Source organism: Verrucomicrobium sp. BvORR034 (assembly GCF_000739635.1).
Lineage (GTDB): Bacteria > Verrucomicrobiota > Verrucomicrobiia > Verrucomicrobiales > Verrucomicrobiaceae > Verrucomicrobium.
The window spans coordinates 19,542-41,479 of the sequence record NZ_BATQ01000178.1; the positions used below are offsets into that span (position 1 = coordinate 19,542).

Annotated in this window: 11 protein-coding genes and 1 other RNA gene; 6 read left to right on the forward strand and 6 right to left on the reverse strand. The window is 61.3% G+C overall.

Annotation, left to right across the window (positions count from 1 at the left end):
* The first annotated feature begins 112 nt into the window (after positions 1–112).
* Positions 113–2,827 carry an aconitate hydratase AcnA gene (gene acnA, locus BV034_RS31480; protein WP_050030911.1) on the forward strand — a complete coding sequence of 905 codons (2,715 nt, stop codon included), beginning with the start codon at positions 113–115 and terminating at the stop codon, positions 2,825–2,827.
* Between the two features lie 344 nt (positions 2,828–3,171).
* On the opposite strand, the gene rnpB is transcribed toward acnA, so the two are convergent.
* An RNA gene (rnpB, locus tag BV034_RS31565) (RNase P RNA component class A) lies at positions 3,172–3,601 on the reverse strand.
* Between the two features lie 224 nt (positions 3,602–3,825).
* Between rnpB and BV034_RS31485 the strand changes: the two genes are divergently transcribed.
* The 5 genes from BV034_RS31485 to BV034_RS31505 all read left to right on the forward strand — a co-directional run bounded on the left by BV034_RS31485 (position 3,826) and on the right by BV034_RS31505 (position 9,500).
* Positions 3,826–4,893 (forward strand): OmpA family protein, encoded by a 1,068-nt coding sequence (locus tag BV034_RS31485; protein ID WP_050030912.1) that lies wholly within the window; start codon positions 3,826–3,828, stop codon positions 4,891–4,893.
* Between the two features lie 110 nt (positions 4,894–5,003).
* On the forward strand, positions 5,004–6,575 hold the full coding sequence (locus BV034_RS31490) for a hypothetical protein (RefSeq protein ID WP_050030913.1): 1,572 nt from the start codon (positions 5,004–5,006) through the stop codon (positions 6,573–6,575).
* Positions 6,576–6,611: 36 nt separating this feature from the next.
* A complete protein-coding gene (locus BV034_RS31495) occupies positions 6,612–7,403 on the forward strand; it encodes an HAD family hydrolase (RefSeq protein WP_050030914.1) in 792 nt (263 codons plus the stop codon).
* Between the two features lie 61 nt (positions 7,404–7,464).
* On the forward strand, positions 7,465–8,049 hold the full coding sequence (locus BV034_RS31500) for a sigma-70 family RNA polymerase sigma factor (protein ID WP_050030915.1): 585 nt from the start codon (positions 7,465–7,467) through the stop codon (positions 8,047–8,049).
* Positions 8,046–9,500: a FecR domain-containing protein gene (locus BV034_RS31505; RefSeq protein ID WP_050030916.1), complete on the forward strand. Its 1,455-nt coding sequence runs from the start codon at positions 8,046–8,048 to the stop codon at positions 9,498–9,500. The genes BV034_RS31500 and BV034_RS31505 overlap by 4 nt, the downstream gene beginning before the upstream one ends.
* A gap of 784 nt (positions 9,501–10,284) precedes the next feature.
* On the opposite strand, the gene BV034_RS35355 is transcribed toward BV034_RS31505, so the two are convergent.
* The 5 genes from BV034_RS35355 to vccB form a co-directional block, all read right to left on the reverse strand.
* Positions 10,285–15,525 carry a cellulase family glycosylhydrolase gene (locus tag BV034_RS35355; RefSeq protein ID WP_081888272.1) on the reverse strand — a complete coding sequence of 1,747 codons (5,241 nt, stop codon included), beginning with the start codon at positions 15,523–15,525 and terminating at the stop codon, positions 10,285–10,287.
* A gap of 131 nt (positions 15,526–15,656) precedes the next feature.
* Complete coding sequence (gene vccD, locus BV034_RS31515; RefSeq protein WP_050030917.1) at positions 15,657–16,319, reverse strand: Verru_Chthon cassette protein D; 663 nt, start codon at positions 16,317–16,319, stop codon at positions 15,657–15,659.
* The gene (gene vccA / locus BV034_RS31520) at positions 16,316–20,212 is read right to left on the reverse strand and encodes a Verru_Chthon cassette protein A (RefSeq protein WP_265593682.1); all 3,897 of its coding nucleotides are present in this window, start codon (positions 20,210–20,212) and stop codon (positions 16,316–16,318) included. Before vccA ends, vccD begins: the two co-directional genes overlap by 4 nt.
* A 1-nt stretch (position 20,213) precedes the next feature.
* A complete protein-coding gene (locus BV034_RS31525; RefSeq protein ID WP_050030918.1) occupies positions 20,214–21,389 on the reverse strand; it encodes a prepilin-type N-terminal cleavage/methylation domain-containing protein in 1,176 nt (391 codons plus the stop codon).
* Positions 21,390–21,422: 33 nt separating this feature from the next.
* A complete protein-coding gene (vccB, locus tag BV034_RS31530; protein ID WP_265593683.1) occupies positions 21,423–21,917 on the reverse strand; it encodes a Verru_Chthon cassette protein B in 495 nt (164 codons plus the stop codon).
* Positions 21,918–21,938: the final 21 nt, after the last annotated feature.

The following is a 21,938-nucleotide window of genomic DNA, read 5'->3' on the forward strand; positions in this document are numbered from 1 at the left end:
ATGTAAAATGCTTGGCCTGAAATTTCCCGCCCACTGCAAACTGCGTTGCAGGCGGCACTTGCCCCTCTGTCCGCCTTTGCTAAGTTTTTATTCTCTTTAACCTCAGATTGCCATGTCTCTCGACGCGCTCCGCACCTTCAAGACCGGGTCCAATACGGACGGAAAGTTCTACTCGTTGCCTGAACTGGAGAAGCAAGGAGTAGGGCCGGTCTCCAAGTTGCCAGTGAGCATCCGCGTGGTGTTGGAGTCCCTGGTTCGTAATCTGGACGGGAAAAAGGTGACGCTGAAGGACGTGCAGAACCTGGCCAACTGGAATGCCAAGGCCCCCGGCGACTACGAAATTCCCTTCACGGTCGCCCGCATCGTGCTGCAAGACTTCACCGGGGTGCCCCTTCTGGTGGACCTGGCCGCCATGCGCTCTGCCGTGCATGCCATGGGCAAGAACCCAAAGATGATCGAGCCGCTCGTTCCCGTGGATCTGGTGGTGGACCACTCTGTGCAGGTGGACTTCGCCGGCACTCAGGACTCCCTCAACCGCAACCTCGACCTCGAATTCCACCGCAACCGCGAGCGCTACAAGTTCCTCAAGTGGGGTGAGCAGGCTTTCGACACCTTCAAAGTGGTGCCTCCCGGCATCGGTATCGTGCACCAGGTGAACCTGGAGTACCTCGCCAAGGGCGTGCTGGAGAAAGAGAATGTGTTCTATCCAGACAGCCTTGTCGGTACGGACTCCCACACGACCATGATCAACGGCCTGGGCGTCGTCGGTTGGGGCGTGGGCGGCATCGAAGCTGAGGCCGGTATGCTGGGCCAGCCGGTGACCTTCCTGGTGCCAGAAGTGGTGGGCATGCGCCTGACCGGTGCCCTTCAGCCTGGCGTGACCGCGACTGACCTCGTGCTGCGCGTGACCGAAGTGCTCCGCAAAACGAAGGTGGTGGGCAAGTTTGTCGAATTCTTCGGCCCCGGTGCCCGTGCGCTCAGCGTGCCGGACCGTGCGACAATCGCCAACATGGCCCCGGAGTACGGCGCGACCATGGGCTTCTTCGGCATCGACGAGGCCACTATCGCCTACCTCACCGGCACCGGTCGGTCGGCCGAACTCTGCGGAACGGTGGAAAACTACTACAAGGCCCAAGGCCTCTGGGGCATCCAGGAAGGTGACGAGATCGAGTACACCCAGGTGGTGGAACTCGACATGTCCACCGTGAAGCCCGGCGTGGCCGGTCCCAAGCGCCCGCAGGACCGCATCGACGTATCAGCCCTCAAGGAGAAGTTTGAGTCCCTCCTTGTGGCTCCCACCCCAGATGGCTTCGGCAAGCCTTCTCTGAACGGCCAGTATGAGGTGACCGTGGACAGCAAGGACGGCGTGAAGGACAGCATCACACATGGCTCCGTGCTCATCGCCGCCATCACGAGCTGCACCAATACCAGCAACCCAAGCGTGATGCTGGCCGCCGGCCTCCTGGCCAAGAAGGCCAACGCGAAGGGCCTGACAGTGAAGCCTTCCGTGAAGACCTCCCTCGGACCCGGCTCCCGCGTGGTGACGGACTACCTTGAGAAGACCGGCCTCCAGACGGAACTGGACCAGCTCGGCTTCCAGACCGTGGGCTACGGCTGCACCACCTGCATCGGCAACTCCGGCCCGCTCGACCCCGGCATTGAGAACGTGGTGCGCAGCGAAGATGTCGTGGCTGCCAGCGTGCTCTCTGGCAACCGCAACTTCGAAGCCCGCGTGCACCAGAGCATCAAGGCAAACTTCCTCATGTCCCCCCCGCTTGTGGTGGCCTATGCCATCGCCGGCACCGTGGACGTGGACCTTTCCAAGGAACCTCTCGGCACAGGCAGCGACGGCCAGCCCGTCCTGCTGGCAGACATCTGGCCCAGCAGCGAGGAAATCGGTGCGGCCATGGCCAGCGCCCTGGCTCCCGATGTGTTCCAGAAGCTCTACACGGGCTTTGCCGAGCAGAACCCCAAGTGGAATGAGATCCCCTCCAGCGTGGGCCTCGTGTACGACTGGGATCGCGACTCCACCTACATCCAGGAGCCTCCGTTCTTCGACAAATTCAGCATGGAGCCCAGCGACATCAACGAGATCCACGGCGCTCGTCCGCTCGGCATCTTCAGCGACAGCGTCACGACGGACCACATCTCCCCTGCGGGCAACATCAAGAAGGACAGCCCCGCCGGGAAGTACCTCCTGGAGAACCAAGTGACCCAGGCGGATTTCAACAGCTATGGCTCCCGCCGCGGCAACGACCGCGTCATGACCCGCGGCACCTTCGCCAACGTGCGTATCAAGAACCTCATGGTTCCTGGCATTGAGGGCGGCATCACCAAGTACTTCAGCGGTCCCGGCGTCTCCGCCGAGGCGGCAGAAGTGCTGCCAATCTACGACGCCGCTGAGCAGTACAAGGCTGCGGGCGTACCGCTCGTCATCCTCGGTGGCGAAGACTACGGCATGGGCTCCAGCCGCGACTGGGCCGCCAAGGGCACGAACCTGCTGGGCGTGAAAGCCGTGATCACGAAGTCCTTCGAGCGCATTCACCGCTCGAACCTCGTGGGCATGGGCGTGCTGCCCTGCAACTTCGTGAACAAGGAAGATTACGACAAGGTAAAGGGCCTGACCGATGCCACCTTCAGCCTCCTGGGAGTGTCCAATGACATCAAGCCCATGAGCGAAGCGACGCTGAAAGTCACCCAGGCTGATGGCGTGACCTTCAATGTGCCCGTCATCGTCCGCCTCGATACGCCGGTGGAAATCGACTACTACCGCGCTGGCGGCATCCTGCCATACGTGCTCGCGCAGATCCTGCGGGCGAATGCGTAAGGCGAGAGAGATGATGTGAATTGTTCAAAAGGCCGCCAGGAGACTGGCGGCCTTTTTTTGCCTGTCGGCGGAGGTTGGAGCGTAGTCCGGCTGTCCTCAGCCGGTTTGGGAGCGAAGGGTGAGACGTGCAACGGCGGATCAATGTCGGCCCCGCTCGTCACCTCAGCGAACGTTCGTCCTGAGCCGCATAAATGCGGTACTCCAACCCTGCCGTCACTGTCGTGGAAGAACTTCAAACCTTCGGGACCGATGCGGACAAATCGTCCAATCGCCCCCAGCCCTCCCCTGACCTCAAGTCTTGCGTCTTTCGTCTTGAAGTCTTGTGTCTCCCGCGAAGCGGGAAGGGCCTGGGCCGGCCGGTGTAAGCCGGATTCTGTGCCTCCCGCGTTGCCGCAGAAGGTGGCGGTCATTTCTCTAGCCCGGGGCTTGCGTCCCGTGCTCCCCGCTTTGCGCGAGGTGCGACTAATACCCGGGGTTATCCCAACTCCTTGCGGAGCCGGTGCGGCCAGGGCGGGCCGTTTCCCCTGTTCTGTCTTGCACCGTGTGGGGTTTGTCCTGCCTCCTTCCTTTCAGTCGGAGCGGTGAGCTCTTACCTCGCCTTTTCACCCTTACCGCAGTTGCCCGCGGCGGTATGTTTTCTGTGACACTTTCCGTGACCGGAAGCTTACGCCGCCAGCCCCCGCGTTTTCACACGGCACACTGCCCTGAGGTGTCCGGACTTTCCTCTCTCAATTGCCTTGCGACATCTGACAGCGACAGCCTCCGACCGACCCAGTTCGTAAAATAAGGCTGTTTTGAGCGAAGGAAAGGGAATCTTGGTCTTCGTTTACCGGTCCAGTGGTCAGTAGGCAGTGCGTCAGTTGTCAAGGTGTTGGACGTTCAAGCCGAAATTGAGTGCTGACCCGGCCTTCGGGTTAATTCCACTGCTTACCACTTACCTCTCACCATTTACCGAAATGCCGGTTTCCCGGCCTTCTGAACGTGCTACCCTAGTCACCATGTCCACCCAGACCTATCCCTGGTCGAACAACCGCCGCGCGGCGTTCAAGTTTGAACGCTGGTCGTGGAGCCTGCGGTTGTGGCTGCTGTTTGCCTTCGTGCTGGCGGTCCTTTTCCATTGGTGGCTGTACTACTTCTTCAGCACGGTAGATTTCGGCAAGAGCATGCTGCCGGTCACCCAGACCAAGGCCAAGGCGGATCGCATTGCCATCAATCCGGAGGCGCTCAAGGAGCAGCAGGCCATCCAGCACATTCCAGACCTGATCGCCCCCTCGGACAAGGCGGAGCCGCAGTTGAAGGCAGATCTGCAGGACATTGCGGAAATGATCCCCGAGGACAAGCCGCTGGACCTCACACCTGACGTGGACAAGGTGACCAACTTCCTGGCCCCCAAGTCCAACCCCAACGCAACAAATCCAGCCCACGCGCCCTCCATGGCGGCGATTGCGGACTTGGCCCCCGGTCCGGATCTGGCCAGCTCCATGGACGCCATCAAGAGCTCCGCCCTGCGGCAAGCTGTGTCTGACCAGCAACTCGTGCTCCCCGCCAAGCCCCTGGACAAGGAGTTGGAAGGCATGGACGGCAAACTGCTGGACCGCATGAACAACCAGAGCAAGGCAGGTGACGGCTCCCCTCGCACCATGGCCGGGTACAGCAACCTCGAGGATCTGCTGGCCAAGGGTGGTGCGGTGAATGCCAGCACTGCGCCCATCATGCTGCCGACCGACCTCCTGTTCGAATATGGGAGCGACCAACTCGCCGAGAACGCCCGCTTGAGCCTCATGAAGCTGGGCTACCTGATCACCAAGAACCCGAACAGCCGCTTCATCATCGAGGGTCACACGGACACGATCGGCTCTGCGGAGTTCAACCTCGATCTAAGCCAGCGCCGCGCGAATGCCGTGGTGGGCTGGCTCATGCGCTCCCTCAAGCTGAGCAATGACCGCATCGATGCCGTCGGCATGGGTGAGTCCCGCCCCCTGTCCCGCGTGAACCCCAATGGCACAAAGGACGAACAGGCCCTGAACCGCCGCGTCGAGATCAAGGTGCGCCCGATCAGCCAGTAAGCAGTTCATCAATTTCCCCCAGGAACGAAGAAACCGGCCTGTACATCCGTTCAGCCGGTGTCATTTACGACCCACACACCAACGAACCAGGACACACTCACTCGCACTGCATGGGGGACAAGGAAGCGGCGGCACCGCGCAAAAAAGACGACAGCTCAGGCCTTTTCCGATGGCTGAGCTTCATCCTGCTGACCATCCTCTTTGTGGTCGCGTACGTGAAGATGGGGGGGCTGCTCATTTCGCAGACCAACCACACCGCCCAGCAGATCCTGGGAGGAGACCAGAAGCACAACATCCGCCTGGCGCTGGAGACCCGGGAGGATCTGAGCCCTGACTTCAACAAGGGTTTCACCAAAGCCCTGGCAGATTTTTTCCCGCATCGCACGGACGGCGTGGTGAACCCCCTGTGGCCCTGGGTGGCAGCCTGGCTGGCCACCTCAGACCATCCCACCCCGACGGAGGCAGATGCCGCCACGGTGACGGAGAAGGATGAGGATTACTTCAACCGAGGGCGCTGGTTCCATGTGTTCATGACCTGCACTTTCCTGGTCATGCTGGGCCTCTCTGCATGCCGCATCTTCTCCCTGCCCGCCTCGCTCAACCTCATGCTGCTGGGCGGCTTCGGCGCGCTGCTGCCGCGCTCCGCTTACTTCCAGCCGGAGCCGCTGTACTTTGTCTTCTTCTTCCTTACCTGGGTGGCGTGCATCTCCGCGCTATCTCATAATACCCTGTGGATCTACGGGCTGATCGGCGCGCTCTCCGGTATCGCCTACATGGCGAAGGGCTCGGTCTCCCCCCTGATCATGGTCTTTGTGGGAGTGAGCACGTTGCGTTGTCTCTGGGAACTCGTCAGCGCCCGCCGTCGCGGTTTCGTACTGGCCAATGGCAACCTGTGGCACTGGCGAAATCACCTGATGGGTCTGCTCATCCTGGGCATGGTGCACCTGCTGACCATTGGCCCCCGCCTCACCGATGCGAAGGAAAAGTTCGGTGACTCCTTCCACTCCTACCCTGCCTACTGGATGTGGATGGACAAGTTCAACCCCGATTGCTACGAGTGGATGGGGCAGCACAACACGAAGGAGCGCCTCCAGGCCCTGCGGCCCGAGGACAAGCCCTCGCTCAAGAAGTACATCGACACGCACGGCACGGACGTCTTTGTCCAGCGACTCCAGGACGGCACGTGGAATCGCGTGAGTGAGTTCCTCTGGCCCAAGCAGACCAAGCGCAGCCAGAAGATTGAGAACCAGAAGCCCTGGAAATCCCTGCTGGAATGGCGTGGGGTGTACCTCATCTGGCTGGGTGTACTGCTGGTGGCATTGGTGGTCGTGCTGTGCAGCGCGGCCCCCAAGGCGGAGCACGCCGGGCATGTCGTCTTCCGCCATGGCACGGTCACCATTCTGCTGTTCGTGCTCGGCTCAGTGGCGATCTACTGTGTGGCCTATGGATTCTACGCGCCCATCGCGCGCGGCAGCGGAGATCGATTCATGCTTTCCTTGTACCTGCCGCTGGTCTTCTGCCTGATCTGGGGCGCGGAGTCCATCGTGCGCCGCCTGCGCCGCCGGCAGGGCTGCAGCCCTTGGATCACCCGCAGCTATCTGGCCGCCCAGTGGCTGCTGTTTGCCCTCGTCTCCTGGCGGCTCGTGGAGATCTTCCGCTTCCCCTTCTTCGACAACCGCTAGTTATAACGTCCTCCCCTGCCCCCGCTGTAGCCCCTCATGGCCAAGCCCGCGCCCACGCTCCTGCTCTGTTTCGATTTCGACGGAACTCTCATCAATCATGAGGGGGAGCCGGCCTTTCATCCGGCCATGGGGGACATGCTGCGCCATTTCAAAAGCCAAGGGGCGGCCTGGGTGGTGAACACCGGTCGCAGCTTGAGCCAGACCCTGGAGGGCATCGCGCAGCACCATCTCTTCATGCTGCCGGACTACATCATCGCGCAGGAGTGCGAGATTTACCGCCCCGGCTTCTTCAAGCCGTGGAAGGACTTTGGCTCCTGGAACTCCCGCGCCCGGCGTGCGCACGATCACTTCGTGGACAAGCACCGGCTGTTCCTCGCGGAGATGCGCCAGCATGTGGAGCAGAACACCCGTGCAGAATTCCTTATGGGTGACTTGGGCCAGGTGGGCATTGTAGCTCTGGATGAACTGGAGCTCGATGATATCTGCGAGCTCATCAATGTCCGCACCGCCCGGGATCCGGACATCGGTTACCATCGCAACGGTCGCTACCTGCGCTTCACCCACTCCTCCTACAGCAAGGGGACCGCACTCCAGGAGCTGGCCCGCATGATCGGCGTGCCCCGGGAGCGCATCTTCGCCGCCGGCGACAATCACAATGACCTGCCCATGCTGGACGCGAGTGTGGCAGGCAACATCGCCTGCCCGAGCAACGCGCTGGATCCGGTGAAAGCTCATGTGCAGGCGCACGGTGGCTACCTCGCCAGCCGCCCTGCGAGCGAGGGTATGATGGAAGCGCTGGAGCACTTCTTCCTCCGCACCCCTAGGTGAAGCTGGAGCAACGTGCTCCGCAAGATGCTCCGCTCCGCCCCGTTTGAGCGGGATCAAACTCATGGGCAGCTCCTACCCCAACTCTTCAAGCAGCAGCGGCGACTCTGATCGTGCGCCTGTGCAGAAGGAGGCTGAGGTTGAGTCCCGCACGTTTGATGAAAACCTGGCTCTGCATGCGCTCGCCTTGAAGCAGTATGTTCGATCTCTGCTGCCCGGCTACCATGGAGCGGACGATGTGGCGCAAGAGGCCCTGGTCAAGATCTGGGAAAAGAAGCACGAGTTCACCTCGGGGACCAACTTCAAGGCCTGGATCTTCACCATCGCGCGGTTCTATGTGATGAACCAGCGCCGCAAGCTGGCCCGCTCTCCGGTGAGCAATCTGGACGATGAGCTGATGGACCAGATCGACCGCCGGTGGATGGCCGAGGAGATCCGCCAGCCGGAGGAGGAGCTCCAAGCCCTGCGGCAGTGCATGAGCTCGCTGAACGCCGCCGATCAGCAACTTTTGCACGTCCGCTACGCAACCAAGACCTCCCTCGAGACATATGCGCAGAACGAAGGGCTAAGCAGCGGCTCCTTGAAGGCCCGTCTTTTCCGTCTGCGGGAAACGCTCCGGCGCTGCATAGAACTTCGCCTCCAAGCATGATGAACAACACCCCTCCCCAGGACTCGCCCGACATGGATCGGGCGCTGAATCTCCTCATCGAGGGCGAACTCTCTGCCGAGCAGGCTGCAGTCTTGCAGGAACGCATGAAGGCCGAGCCAGCGCTGCTGAAGCGCTATCTCGCCCTGGTGAGAATCGATTCATTGCTGCGTGATCGAGGCTGGAAGGATGCGGCGAATGAGCCCACTGCTTCCATCGTGTCAGTCCCCGCCTCGCGTTGGCGTTCCCCAATCGTCCGACGCACACTGCTTGCAGCGGCGGCATTGGCAGTGCTGCTGCTCGTGGCGGGCCTGTGGCAAGTCGGTCAAAATCAGCCCCCTGCGGTGGGCGTGGTCCCTTCGGTGAAGTTCTCACCCACCTCGGTCTTTGAGACGGTTGCCCCCCAGAGCACTGACGATGGGCAGTTGCGGTTCGGCGATGCCGTGGCCATGACGGACGGGTCCGTCTCCATTCGTCTGCCCAGCGGGGTCGAGGCGGTCATCAAGAGCCCAGCCCGCTTCTCCATCACCGGACAGAACAGCGTCCAGCTCGATAAGGGCTTTGCGTGGTTCCGGGTGCCACCTCAAGCCAAGGGCTTCAGCGTGGAACTGCCGTGGATGACAGTCGTGGATCTGGGAACGGTCTTCACGACCCAGGTTGAGGACCAGATCCATGAAGTGCGGGTGGATCAAGGCAGGGTGGAAGCCCGGTTGAAAGGAGCACCGTCCAGTGTGCAATCTCTGACAGCGGGGCAGATGCTGGTGCTGCGTGCTCCGAGTGATCAGCCTCTGGTGCAATCTTCTGCAACGCCATCAACTCCCAACTCGCTCGCAGATGAAGGGCAGGTGGTCTTCAAGGAGATGCTCAAGCATGTGCCGGATCAATCGTTCGCTGACCGTCCCCCTCTGACCGGCACCTGGGAAGTGCTCCGGGGCGTTCCGATGATCCGGGACGGCAAGTTCAGCGCGGGCTCCAACTTCATTCACCTCATGGGGAGGTTTGCGAAGCCGGTGGAAAAGGATGCCCAGGCGGTGGTGATCCTGTCCTTCAAGTCCGTATCCCCCAAGTCGCTCTTCCACTCCAAGGGCTTCGCCGGCGTCAGCCTCTTTGACCGTAATGGTGAGATGTTTTTCCTGGGCGACAAGGGTTCAGACTCCTACTCCTGGGAGCTGCTGACCTTTGGGCAGAAGTTCCGCGGCCCTGCGGAGGTTCGCACTGCCTACAACCTCTCCATCCAGGGGAGCGAGGAAACATTCACCCTGCGCTACCGCCAGCGCACGGGCGAGTTCGACGTCTTCAAAGGCTGGGGCGTGGAAGGCCTGCCCATCCTCAAAGGACGCACCGATGCCAACATGCGGATCGATGGCGTGCGCATCGCCAACGGTGAAGGCGGCGATTTCTCGTTTGAGAACCTGCAGGTGACGGTGGTGAAGGATTCAGGGGCTGAGAAGTAGGAGTGGGCTTCTCCCGGAAACGCGATACTGCAGGAGCGCCGCGTCTCATAGGATCACGATAACACAGCGGAGATTTCACAGCATACAGGAGGCGGGGGTTCCCAGCCCCGCTCAGTCGCGGGGTGACTGAGGCGGCATGCGGTTTGATGAACCAACGGCGAACGTGAGTCTGCCGCTTCGGTCACCAGCGGGACCGGAGATCCCCCCTCCCTTACCGGCTGGAGGTGTATGAATGAATGTAGAAGAGCCGTCTCGGCTCTTGGGTGCGCTGGGTGATTCGAGGAACAAGAACCGGGACGGTTTTACTACAGTGCTTGCGCTGAAAAGTAGTCACAGGCTTCAGGCTGTTCAGTCGCGCTTCTCCTGAGCTTTGGCCGCCAATCTCGCATTTTCTCCACGCCAACGGCGTGATACAAAATAGCCCAGGGTCAGACCGCGAAGCGGTCGCCGCCCTGGGTATCGACAGGAAAGTCTCGGAACTCCAAGGGAGTTCAACAAACTGCCCAAATCACCCGAAGGCCGCTGAACTGCATGCGGTGGACACCTCAGGGATACTGCCACGATTTGTAGAACTCGCTTCGGAGTTCGGGTCAAACCGCCCGTGTACCCAGGGTGGCGGCTCGTGCCTGGCCTGACCCTGGGCTACATTGTTTGACGCCTTTGGCGTCAGGCTGCTGGAATGAGGCGACGACAAGGTGCTTGGTGGTTCGATGAACAAAAACCGGGACGGTTCTTCTACAGTGCTGGTGCCGAAATTTTCGTCCCGGGCGACCACTCCTCTTCCTCACCGCAACTTCCCATGCAGCTCAAACTTCTTCCCGGCGAGCGCCTCCTTGGCGGGTTGGCCCCAAACGGGCGTGGGCGTATAGTTCCAGTCCACAAGCATGCGGGGGCTGGCGCTGGGGTGGAAGCACCAGCCGGTCCAGTTCAACCGATGCTTCTGGATCAGCCCCAAAATGTCGGGCACCCAGGTCTCAGCATTCTCCTGCATCTCATGCGGCATGAAGTCCATCTTCTTGGCATCGGCACCCACTTCTCCCAACAGGATGGGATACTTCTCCGCGGCATCAAGCAGGTACTTCTGCCACCCGCGCTTCCAGGGATAAATATGACAGGCATAGATGATGCCCTGGCCACCTTCGTCTTTGAGGCCGAATCCATTGATGATGCCATCCAGCTGATAGGCGTAGTCCAGACCTCCTACGAGCACCATGTTCTTGGCCCCGGTAGAGCGCACGGCGTCCAGCATGGCCTGCATGCCGGGTGACTGGAAACCATGCTTGTTGTGCAGCTTCTCCTCGGGAGTGAGGAAAGCATCCTCATCGCCGTCTTTGCGTTTCTCTTCCACGAACCCGCCATCGCGCCAGACCTCCCAGGTGACGCCGTGAGGCTCGTTCATCAGGTCAAAAATCAAGGCGGGATGGTTTTTGTAGCGCTCAGCCGCATCCTTCCAGAAGTCCAGGAACTCCTTCCGCGGTGCGCGGTAGCGGTGCAAATCCAGCACCACATACGCGCCACGATTTGACGCCAGCGTGATGACTTGATCTACGACCGCACGATAGGCTTTGCCACCGTCTTCGAGGTCTTTGCCAAACCAGTAGTCGTCTTTGATGGGCAGGCGGATCACGTTGCCCTTCCATTCATCAATTGCCACCACCACGGACTTGTACACCTGCTCTCCGCGCAGGCTCCACTCCAGGCTGGGCACGTTCAGGCCCTGGAGCCAGACTTCCTTGCCTCCGTCCACCGTGACAATGCGGTTGCCCTCGGCACGGATCGCCGGGGGCCACTTGGCCTGGTTGGGCTCTTCAAGGGGCACACGAGATTTCTCCGCCAGGATCTCGCGCTCCTTTTGCTTGGCGAGGAGCACATTGGCATCGGTAGGCTTGAGCAGGATGTTATCGAGGTCAAAGCTGCCGCTCTTCACTTCAAACAACGCGGGCATGACCACTACGGATACCGCTTCTGCGGGCACCAGGAACTCGGTCCGTTTTTCGACCCAGCCATCTGTGTCCTTTTGAGAATACGGCGGGGCGGGCTTGCTTGGCAGCGTCTTGCCGTCAGCGCCTTTGAACTCCAGCATGATGCGCGCATCAAACCAGGGCTTGGGGCCTTTCTTCAATCCGGTGATGCGTTGCTTCCAGGTCATCTCCAGGGCCGCCGCGCCTTCCGGCACCGGACAGTCGCGAAAGAGAAGCACGGTTTTGCCTGGCGTGAGACTGGTAAGGCGGATGAAGCGGTTCCCATCGCTCTCTTCCTTCTCCCAGGAGATGCCGCCGCCTTTGCCCCAGCCTTCGGGCGAATCCTTCTTTTTGTTCTCAGTCTCAAAGTTGCCGTTGCTGAGGAGGGTGCCTTCCTTGGCCAGCAAAGCCGCCGCCTGCTCACGACGTTTTGCCGCGACCTTGGCATCCATCTCCGCCTTCTTGGCGGCCCGTTCAGCATCGGCCTTCTTCAGCGCCTCAATCTGCTCCGGGTTCAATGGAACAACACGAATCTCGGCGAAATCGAGACGTCCCGACTCCGTCTGGAAGAGGCTGGGCATCATCTGCAGGGCCGCGACGCCCTCTGGCACCATGTAAGTGCGACTGATCTCTGTCCACTCCGCCGCCCTGGTGGAGAAGACAATGGGGGATGGCGTGGGTTTCACCTGCTCCCGCGCCTGGTTCAGGAAATGAAACATGGCCCGTGCATCATTCCAGCTCTGCTTGCCCTTCTTGACGTCTGCGGTGCGATACTTGAAAGCCACTTCGATCCCCAGCACGCCTGCCGGGATGGGGACTTCACGATAGGCAGAGAGCATCTTGCCGGACTCAGTGGCAGTGATGCGGAAAAATGGCTTGCCTGCCTCATCCTTCTCCCAGGAAAGACCTGTGCCCTTGCCCCAGCCATCCGGCCAGGAGTCGCCATCGGCATCGAGCGTGAAGTCGCCATTGCTAACGAGATTTGTCTTCGGCGCAGGTTCCTGGGCGTTCACGCCCATCACGCCCACACACATGAATGCAAGAAGCGCGGCGCACCACGCAGGTTGCCAGGAAGACCGCGTCCCCCTGGGCCGGCTCCGGCGAAAGGCGGCGGCAATCAAGGCCGCAAACGCCATCAAGGCCCGCGATGGCTCAGGAACCGCGGCGATGGAGATGGTGCCCTGCGAGTGCAGTTGGGAAGTGTCCCACGCCAGACCCATGCCCGCCAGGAGACCGTCCACACTGGAGCTGAAAGCGAAGCTCCCGGAGGTCCCGGAGACCTGCGACCAGTCGATCAGCTTCCAGGTATCCCCCACCGCCCAGGCGGTCATGGTATCGGCCGCGTCCACATGCAATGCCGCACCGGAAGCGATATCCACAAGGCCCTGACCGGTGCCGAAGAGCAGCAGGTCTGCATCCACCCCCACGATGTTATTTCCCAATCCATCGCCGCTGCCGCCAAAGAGGTCAAACTCCAGCCGGGAGGTGGAGCTAAAGGTGATGGTGTCCCCGCGCAGTTCGAAATCTGCTGCCGCAGGCGTGGGCAAGGTGGAATCGCCCACATCCAGCAAGCCGTGAAAAGTCAGGCTCTTGCCCGCAGCGGCGACCACGCGCCCCGTGCCTCCCAGAGTGGCCCCCGCACTCACGGTGAGGTTGCCCAACCCGGTGCCGGAACCCGTAGTGTTGTTCACCAGCAGGCGGCCTTGGTCCACCGTGGTGGCACCTGTGTAGGTGCTGTCGCCTTTGAGCGCGAGGGTGCCAGCCCCGGTCTTGTTCAAGCCTCCGGCAGCAGTGGCATCCGTGAGGGAGGTTTCCACCGTGAGGTCGGCGGCGGCCGCACCATCGCCGATGTTGAAGGTGCGGGTGCCGTCGAGGCGTACCACCCCCTGATTGGCATCTGCAGCATTCGAAGTGGCGATCTTCACCGTCTCCTGGTTGCTGGTATTGCCGTTGAACGTGATGTCTCCGCCCAGCGTCAACTGGGCCCCTTTGTTGGTGGCATTGCTGTTCACGATAATGGCGGTGTAGGCACCAGAAGCAACGTTGTTGATGATCAGTTCCTTCAAGGAGGTGAGGCCGGTAAAGGTGGAGGTGCTGGAGGACTCCTTGGCGCGCAGCACTCCGCCGGACAGCGTGGTGGTGCCCAGCACGGTGATATCTCCTCCCGCATTCATGCCCAGCTCACCGTTGGTGAGGGTGGCATTGCCGTTGATGTTGAAAGTGGCATTGCTGCCGTGGTTGCCGAAGGAGCCGCCGTTCATGGTGAAGTTGTTGATCGTCTCGGTGTGGTTGTTGTTGCCGCTGCTTGAAGTGCTGTCCATCCAGAAAGTACCGGCGTTAATGGTGACACTGGCGGTGTCTGCGATGGCATTGCTGTTCTTGAGCAGGGTGCCGCCGTTCATCACCAAATCGGTCGTGAGACCGGTATTGGCCACGGATTTGTTGAGGCGAAGGATGCCGCTGTTCAAAGTGGTGGTGCCCGTGTAGGTGTTAGCCTCAGAACCGCCCAGCACAATCTGCCCGGTGCCGCCAAAGGTGACCCCCTTGCCGCCATCATTGGTGATGACGCTGTTGATCTGGAGAGGGGCGTTCGTATTGCTGTTGTTGACGCCGTTGGTGAAGGCCAGGATGACACCCTCCTGACCATTGAGGTCCAGGGTGGCCACGCTGAGGAGCATCACATCCGTTGCTGCGGCGGTGGTGACCGCTTGATTGGCGAAGATCACGCCGCTGTGAACCCGCAGGGTGGCACCAGCACCGGAGATGGTGACGCCAGTGTTGGTTCCTGCACCTGTGAGATTGAACGACAGCGAGTTGATCGAGGTCACACCGGCCCCGAGAGTTATGTCCTGCGAGGCACTCCCCGAGGTGCGGGTGTACAGCACGTTGTCCTGCTGGGTCTGGCCGCTGACGATGGCGGCGGTGTATTCTGTGCTCGTGTTCAACAACCGCACACCCTTGTCGTCATCATAGGTGACCAGCCCCGTTCCAGAACCTCCCGTGGTGGTGGCACCGTACACGCCTTTCAGGATGCCAACGGTAGATGACCCCACCGCCCCGCTGCCAGCGAGATCAGGAGTTTCATCGAGCATGAGGTTCGAGGAGTCCGCCACGAGGTCTGCTGCAACGTTCACTCCGAGATTCTGCCCCCGGACCAGCAAGGTGCTGCCCGCCTCCCGCACCAGCGTGCCTGCAGTGAGCCGCGTATTCTTGGCCGCATTCGGAGTGAGGGTCACGACGGCGTAGCCCTCCTCCGCAGTGAGGGCATCGGTGATGGTGTCGTTTGAGTTCGCTCCGGCATTTCCTGAGACGGTCAGGAGGACGCCATCACTGCGACCGACTCCGTTCAAGGTCACACTTTTTGCCCGGGTGACGCCCGTGTTTCCACTGGTGCTACTGTTGAATCGAAGGGTGGTCTGGCTGCCCCCATTGAACTTCACCAGGAAATCAGAATTGGCGGAACTACCGGCAGCACCGTTCAGGGAGAAGGTGCCGGAGAGAATCGTGGTGGAACCTTCATAGGTATTGGCACCGGAGAAGTTCAGCGTTCCACCGTTGGCGATGATGCCTCCGTTTGATATCGCATTGACGAACCCCAGCGTGCGGCTTGCTCCCACCGTGAAATTGCGGACCACGCCGCCGAGGTCGATGTTAAGAGCCTCGTTCGTACCGGTGGATCCAAAGAGGATGGTCGCACTGGCACCGGCGGTGTGCACGATGTCCCCTCCGAGCTTGAAAGTGCGATTCCCTCCCGTTCCCCGTAGCGTGATCCCTGAGTTGCCCGTGTAGTTGAAGGTCAACCCATAGCCCGGTGCCAGATCCGAGTTCACAGTAATCGTCTGTCCACCCGCCACCGCAAGCGAACTGTGCCACACTCCATTGATGGTGCTGCCCGCCCAGTTGCTCGTGTCGGAGTAAGAGTACGTGCCACCGGCAGTCGGGCTCCAGCCCGTCGTGGCCTGACCGCGAGCTGTAACAGCCCATGCTGACACCACCAAGGTCAGCGGAATCCCCAGAGCACGGATCAGCGTCCGGCGGCGCATATCATTGGTCTTGCTGTTCATGGATGACGTGAGGAAGTGCGAAAGAAGGAGCGATTGCTTCCACCCATGGGGATCAGGCAGAGACGGTTTAAAATTACCTTCCGGCAGGCGAACTGACTACCTAGCCAATCGGCTAAACCTTGATGTCATGCTCACGGACGGAACACACGGGCACGACCGGTGACGGGATCCACCTGCACGGTGCCAAAGTTATAGGGGATGCCGGTTTCAGGATTTAACGGTTCATGCTGCGAGAAAAAGGTCATGAACCAGTTGCCCTCGGGCGGATCGATCGGGCCGAGGTTGGTGCCACCACTGGGGCGGAAGACAAATCCCAGGCCATCTGATTCAGTCGTTTGGCCCGGCAGCGTTTCCTTGGTGAGAAAAAGTCCGGATCGGTTGGGATTGCCGTAGTCGAACAAGGTGGAACTCTCTCCATCAGCGGCAATGATGATCGACTCCGGCAGATACCGCACATCCCCCTGTGGTCTGCCCTGGCCGGCGGCACCCGGCTCCATGACGAAAGTGCGAAAGGCACGGAACTGGAGATCCTGTGTGGAGGTATCCGCTGCAATCTTGTAGAAGCGCACCTCCACCTCGCAGTTGCGCGTCATGGCAAGCTGCCGGGCCGCGTTCAGTTCATCCATGATCATGGTCGTCGCGCGATTCAGGCTGGATGCTCGCAGCACGGACATCCCCAGCGGTGCCGCCACGGCCAGGAGGACGGCCACGATCACGCAGACAAAGAGCAACTCCACCAGGGTGAAAGCGGCGCAACGCCTGTGGGGCTTGAGTTGATGATGGACTCGATTCATGGAGCAAATCGGGTGACGCTGCGAACACGGAACTTATAAGGCCCGACCATGCCTTCAGGATCCAGCTCATCTGTGGAGGTCTTGCCATCAGCCTTCACCAGGGAGTCGGCATTGGGCTCCAGGTAACGCTCAACAATGAAGGCACCCCGAAACTCACTGGTCACGAGATCCCGACCGTCCACAAACTCGCCGGCTGTGGTTCTCCGCAAGGTCTTCAGTGCCTGCGCTTTCACATGCACGGTGAAGACATTCGACTTGGTGGTGAGCCGTGGATAGATGTGGCCATAGGGCTGCTCACGCACATTGTCCCCGGTGAGCTGATAGTCCTTCCACCACGTCGCCATGTCCGCATACTTCACACTCGCAGCGGGCTGGGCCGGGTTCACGCTCTTCCCAGGCACCAGATAGATGTCGCAGATCTCCGAGGCGGACCGGAAGATGTCGCCTGCGGCGAAGCGCCTCTCGAATCCCGCCAGGGTTCCCTCCCTTTCATCGAGGTTCAAGGCATAACGATAGTCCGGCGTGGGTGCAGCGGCGGTGTTGTATTTGTATTTACCAGCATCACTGGCAGGAATGGCCATGATGCTGGTGGATTTCAGCACTGCCCTGACCGCCGTGGCCCGGGTGACGTAGGCAAAGGGGACCATCTGGTAGTTCATGTTTACTTTTCCTGCCGTGGAGAAGGGGTCGCTGATGGCGTAGGGCTCCACGATGGGCATGGTGAAGAGGTCTAGAAAAGCGTGATCTGGCGGGGTGTCGTACGGCGGGCCGGCGGGAGGACCGGTTACACCCTGTTGTTTCCCGAACCCAGGATGGGTGTCGCCACCCAGGGGATTGCGGCAGAACAACAGAGTCTGCCAGGGTTTGGCATCGGCAGGCCGGGCCGGATCAATGCCCGTGGGCAGGGAACCGAAGGCCACCGCGGAGGCAATCTGTCGGTTGGGTGAGAAGGATGCTCCGCTCTCCACCACCCCTGCTCCATTCACATAGCCCCCCTTGGCATAGTAGAGTCCGGAGGAGGACTGGGACTTGTTGGCACTCGCCTGGTCCGCAATGTTGATGTAGGGGCCGTCTGCCGTGCCACCAATACCCGTGTCCCAGTCACCAAGAGTCACGCCATCGGCCATGTACGCGCCATTGAGCCCGCGTGGAGCGACCGGCGCGGTGCTGTTGCGCTTGTTGTCCCCGCGGTTGGGGTCCAGATAAGGAGCGTTGGGGAGAAGTTTGCCGCGCACGTCCCCCGAGCCCCCGCTGCCAGCATAGAATCCATTCTGATTGCTCGTGTCTCCCGGCCCGGTCTGGGCGTCGATACGCAGGCTGTGCACAAGATTGGTCTCCGCCGTGACCCCGGGAGCATCATAAGGTTTGCCACCCAAAGCGGTGTCTCGTTCCCCATGACCTTCGAAGTAGTCCTCCGGGACTTCCCGCAGAGAAGCATAGACCCGTAGGTCCCCTTTGGCCGGGCCGCCGTAGCGGGCTTCCACACTGCGAACCGTGTCGGTGTTGGTGATCAGGGGGAGCGGATTGTGTTTGCCGTCTTCCAGGATGCCGAAGCGACCGTTCTTCACAGCGGGGTTCGCGTAGCGGGCAATGCGATTGTCAAAGTTGACGTAGGCCGCCGTGCTCATGGTCGGACGGGGAAGGCCGGTCACCGCAGGAAACTTCAGCTTCAGCGTCTGCACCGGAACATTGGGCGAGGAGGCTGCGGCGATCTCAATGGTGATGGTGCCACCGTTGAAGTCGAACTTGGTGGCATTCACCTTGAAGTCCGCGGAGCAGAACGTGTAGTTTGTTTCCTCGTCCCCCTGGCCCAGGACCTTGGCGTTGGTGAAGGCGCCGGAGGCACTGTAGTACTGGGTGGCCTGCTCCAGCCCGGTCAGGGCAGTGGCATTGGACTGACCATCGAGGCCGGTCACCAGATTCCCCGCCAGACTGGGGAAGACCATGGGCGTGGTACCAGCCATGAAGGCGTCCATCCCCTTCACGGTGTAGCGCACGTGGGACGACCACACCGGCGGCCCCGGCGCCGGATTGAAGGGTTCCAGGATCAACACCGCCCGCATCTGGGTGGGATCCGTGTCACTGGAGGCATAGAAAACCAGCGCAGCCTCCGTGACCGTGGGAAATCTTCCAAAGCCCCGGGTGCCGTTGGGCAGAACCAACGGCACAATCTGCGACTGCGCTGGAATGAGGCGGTTGGGGTTAAAGGGGGCGTAGTAGTACGCTGGGTTTCCCGCCGTGCTGAAGGTGTTCACATGGCTGCGGACGAAGTCGAACATCTCCGTCAGAATCTGGTCCCTCGTAGCAGGATACTTGCCCTGCAGGCTGCCGCCCAGTCCGGGGATCTGCGCTTGCGTCATGGCCTGCAAGTAGGCGTAGAGCTCTTGATTCCGTGGCACTTCATCCCAATCCATGATGGGGCTCTGACTGCTGGCTTGGGCAAGCTGGGCCGAGGTGGTGAAGGTGTTGTAGCGCTGGAAGTAGTAAGGCTTCGGCGTGGCGCTCTTGTTGCCCAGCGTGGAGCAGAAGGCGATCAGCTTGTCCTGCGCGTTGCGGTTCACCGCCTCATGCGGCTTGTTCACGTCCGTCGTGTTAGCCTGGAGCGGCCAAAGCGTGATCCGTGGTTTGTTGAAGAGATTCACCTCCGGTGCCCGGCTGGTGGTGGTGAGAAGGAATCGGGTGCGCTCGATGTCCTGCTCTGCAAAGGGGATGAAGGCACCGCGGCTGTTCTCCTGTCGCGGCACCCCCACCGTGCTGAACATGAGCTCGTCCACCGAGGCGTAGAGGCGGTCGGCATCCGTCACCAGTGGCAGCGTGCTGCCGGTCACTGAAGCCGTACCACTGCGGCTGCCGCCATTCACCACGCGGGGGATGTAGCTGTAGATCCTCGCATTGTAGGTCTCCAGCGACTCCTCAGTGAGCGGCGGAAACACCGTGCTCAGGCAGGTCATGGCGGGGTGCCCGGGATAGCGCTGAAATTCGTTCTGCGCCGGCATGCGCAGGGCCAACTGCCGCTCGTAACCATCGGAGGTGCCTGCGCTGCCTGTTACCGATACCGTCCAGGGACGATCCCAGAAGGTGCCCTCAGAGGCGGTGTTGAGGTTGATCTTGCAGCTCTCATCGTCCGTCCAGAAAGCGATGCGGCCCACGATGTGATTCAGCGTCCCATCCGGCAGCGGATCCCCGGCACCGGTCACCTTGCGTGACGTGGCATCCATCACTGCCATACGGCCGTCCTTCAACACGTAGAGCCAGCGCACCGGCATGGGCAGGGGATTGGTCTGGGAAGTGCTGGTGGCCACGATGGCGGCTCCAGAAGGAATGGTGGAATCGAGGTAACAACCCTCCACCGGGGCCACCGTGCCCACGAGGGCCTCCGTCGCACCGTGATCCCGCGCGACCGCCCCGGGATGAATGACGGGGTAGTGGGCCACGGCTGTGCTCCCCCGCCCCACCCACACAGGAGCATTGAGATCCGTGTAGAGCGGAGTGTTCGTGGAAGCAGCCCAGTCCGCGGGAACCTCTTCGGCCAGCTTGGAGACAGGATCGAAGGCTCCCCCCACTCGCATCTGACTGGAGGAATAGAGCTTGTAGGCAGCGGTGGCGTTGCCCGTGGCGTCAAACGTGCGGATCATCCCCGGCTGGGAGGCCCAGGCGAGAGAAGGTGCGCTGGTGGCATTCTGGACCTGGGTCACTACCATGCTGGCAGCGGAGTCTGCGAGCATACGGGCATCCGACGAGTACTCCTGGCTCTTGGCGGATTGATACTCCGTGGAGACGCTGGCCAGAAAGGTGACTACTAGAATGGTCAGCAGGGCAATGAGCGGCAGCACCACCACCAGGGCCAGACCACGCCGGGATAATCGCCGACGCGTGGAAGATCTCAATTTCATATCAGTTCGCACTCCATTTGGCCTCACGCATCATGATCTCCGTGGAGAAGATCCGGTAGGTGAGGCGCGTGGTGTTTTTCGTGAGGTTGCCGGGCTCGGCATTGCAGATGTCCTCCACCGCACGGAGGTCGGCCTCCAGCGCGGCGGCATTGCGGAACAGGCCCGCGCCGGAGAAGTCGAGCACCGCAGGAGAAGTTATGCTGTCACCCTGGAGCCGGGTGGCAGAGGCTTCATCCAGCACCACCATGACCACACGCATCAAGGGCGGCAGTTGATGATGACGGGAGGCATTCACCGATTGAGGGGGCAGCCCTGGGGCGGGTGCAGGCGGATGGGTGGTGAAGGTGTCACCGGGAAACGACGGATCTGCTCCGGCCCAGGCAGCATCATCGGTGGCGCTGCGGGGCACACGCGAGTTGTAGTTGTACTGCGGTGCCAGGGAAACTCCGTCTCCCTTGCCTGTGGGGGAATCTTCACGCGGAGACAGCTTGGGCAGCAGCACCAGGGCAATCACATTTTCCGCCAGCACCCGGCCCGTGGCCTCTGCATGGTTCACGAACCAGTCCTGGGGTTTTCCCGTCCCAGTTTGATAGACGCCCAGCCGCTCCGTGCGCTGGGTCATCTCCATGAGGCGGTAGCGATAGCGCGGCCTGTAGCCGGCCGCTTCCCGCACCGGCTCAGGCACTGAGGCCTCATCACTGCCAAACTTTAGGAAATAACCACAGGCATTGAGAGAGGCGCGCAGGGACTCGTGGGCTGCCGAGTGCCCCAGCGGGGCCTGGAAAAAGACGGCCTGCGTCTGGGTGGGCACCGCCTGCGGGCTGGCGGCCAGCAAGGTGCGCGCCTGTCCGGAGATGAAGTGCAGGTCCGAGAGGCGGTCGTACACCTGGGGCACAAACGCCGCCCGATCGGCCGCCGTCAGTACGGTGCGCGGACGGTTGGCGCTGTCGTAGTAGTCGTAGTAGGTGTTCAGCGTGGCCTGGCTGAGGGTGCGCGTCATGGACTCGAACGCTCCCCGCGCCTCCTGAAAGGACTGAATGCGCCCCATGGAACTCTTCCAGACCTGGCTGGTCTGCTGCGTCATCTGGGCAACCACCGCCACCACCAGGGCAAGCACCACCACGGCGAGCATGAGCTCGACAAGCGTGAAGGCCCGGATGGAACGTCGATGGGGCATGGCTTGGGTGCTAAAAATTGGGTGGAGGTGCAACTACCGGCCGTTGTCGGGTACGAGGAAAGAAACTCTCCTCGCATCCGGGTTCTTGAGGATGTCCGCCTCCTTGCTGGTCCGCGGCCCCTGAGTGCCAACGACGCTCACCGTCACCAGCGCCAGCCGTGAGGCACCGCCTCCGGTGGGGAGGGCAGCCGATGGGGCTACCTGATAGGCCGCCTTGTACCGGGTGAAGGCGGGATTCGCGGAGCGCCCCCCTTGATCATCAAAGCACCAGGGCTCGGAAGCGGAGTCGGACTGCAACTGGGTCAGGCGGGAGAAGTCCGTCTGTTGCGCCGCATGGATCATCTGCTGAGTGATCTGACTGCACACGGTGGTGTCGATGGCCTGACGCGAAACATCCAGCCCCACCGGCAACAGGCCGAAGATGGTGACCATGGAAAACGAGACGATGCCCAGCGCAAGCGTCACCTCGACCAACGAGAAACCCAAACGGGCACGACGGGAGACGCCTGGCCGGAAGGGCAGTCGCATGGCGCAACGTTTTACTTCATG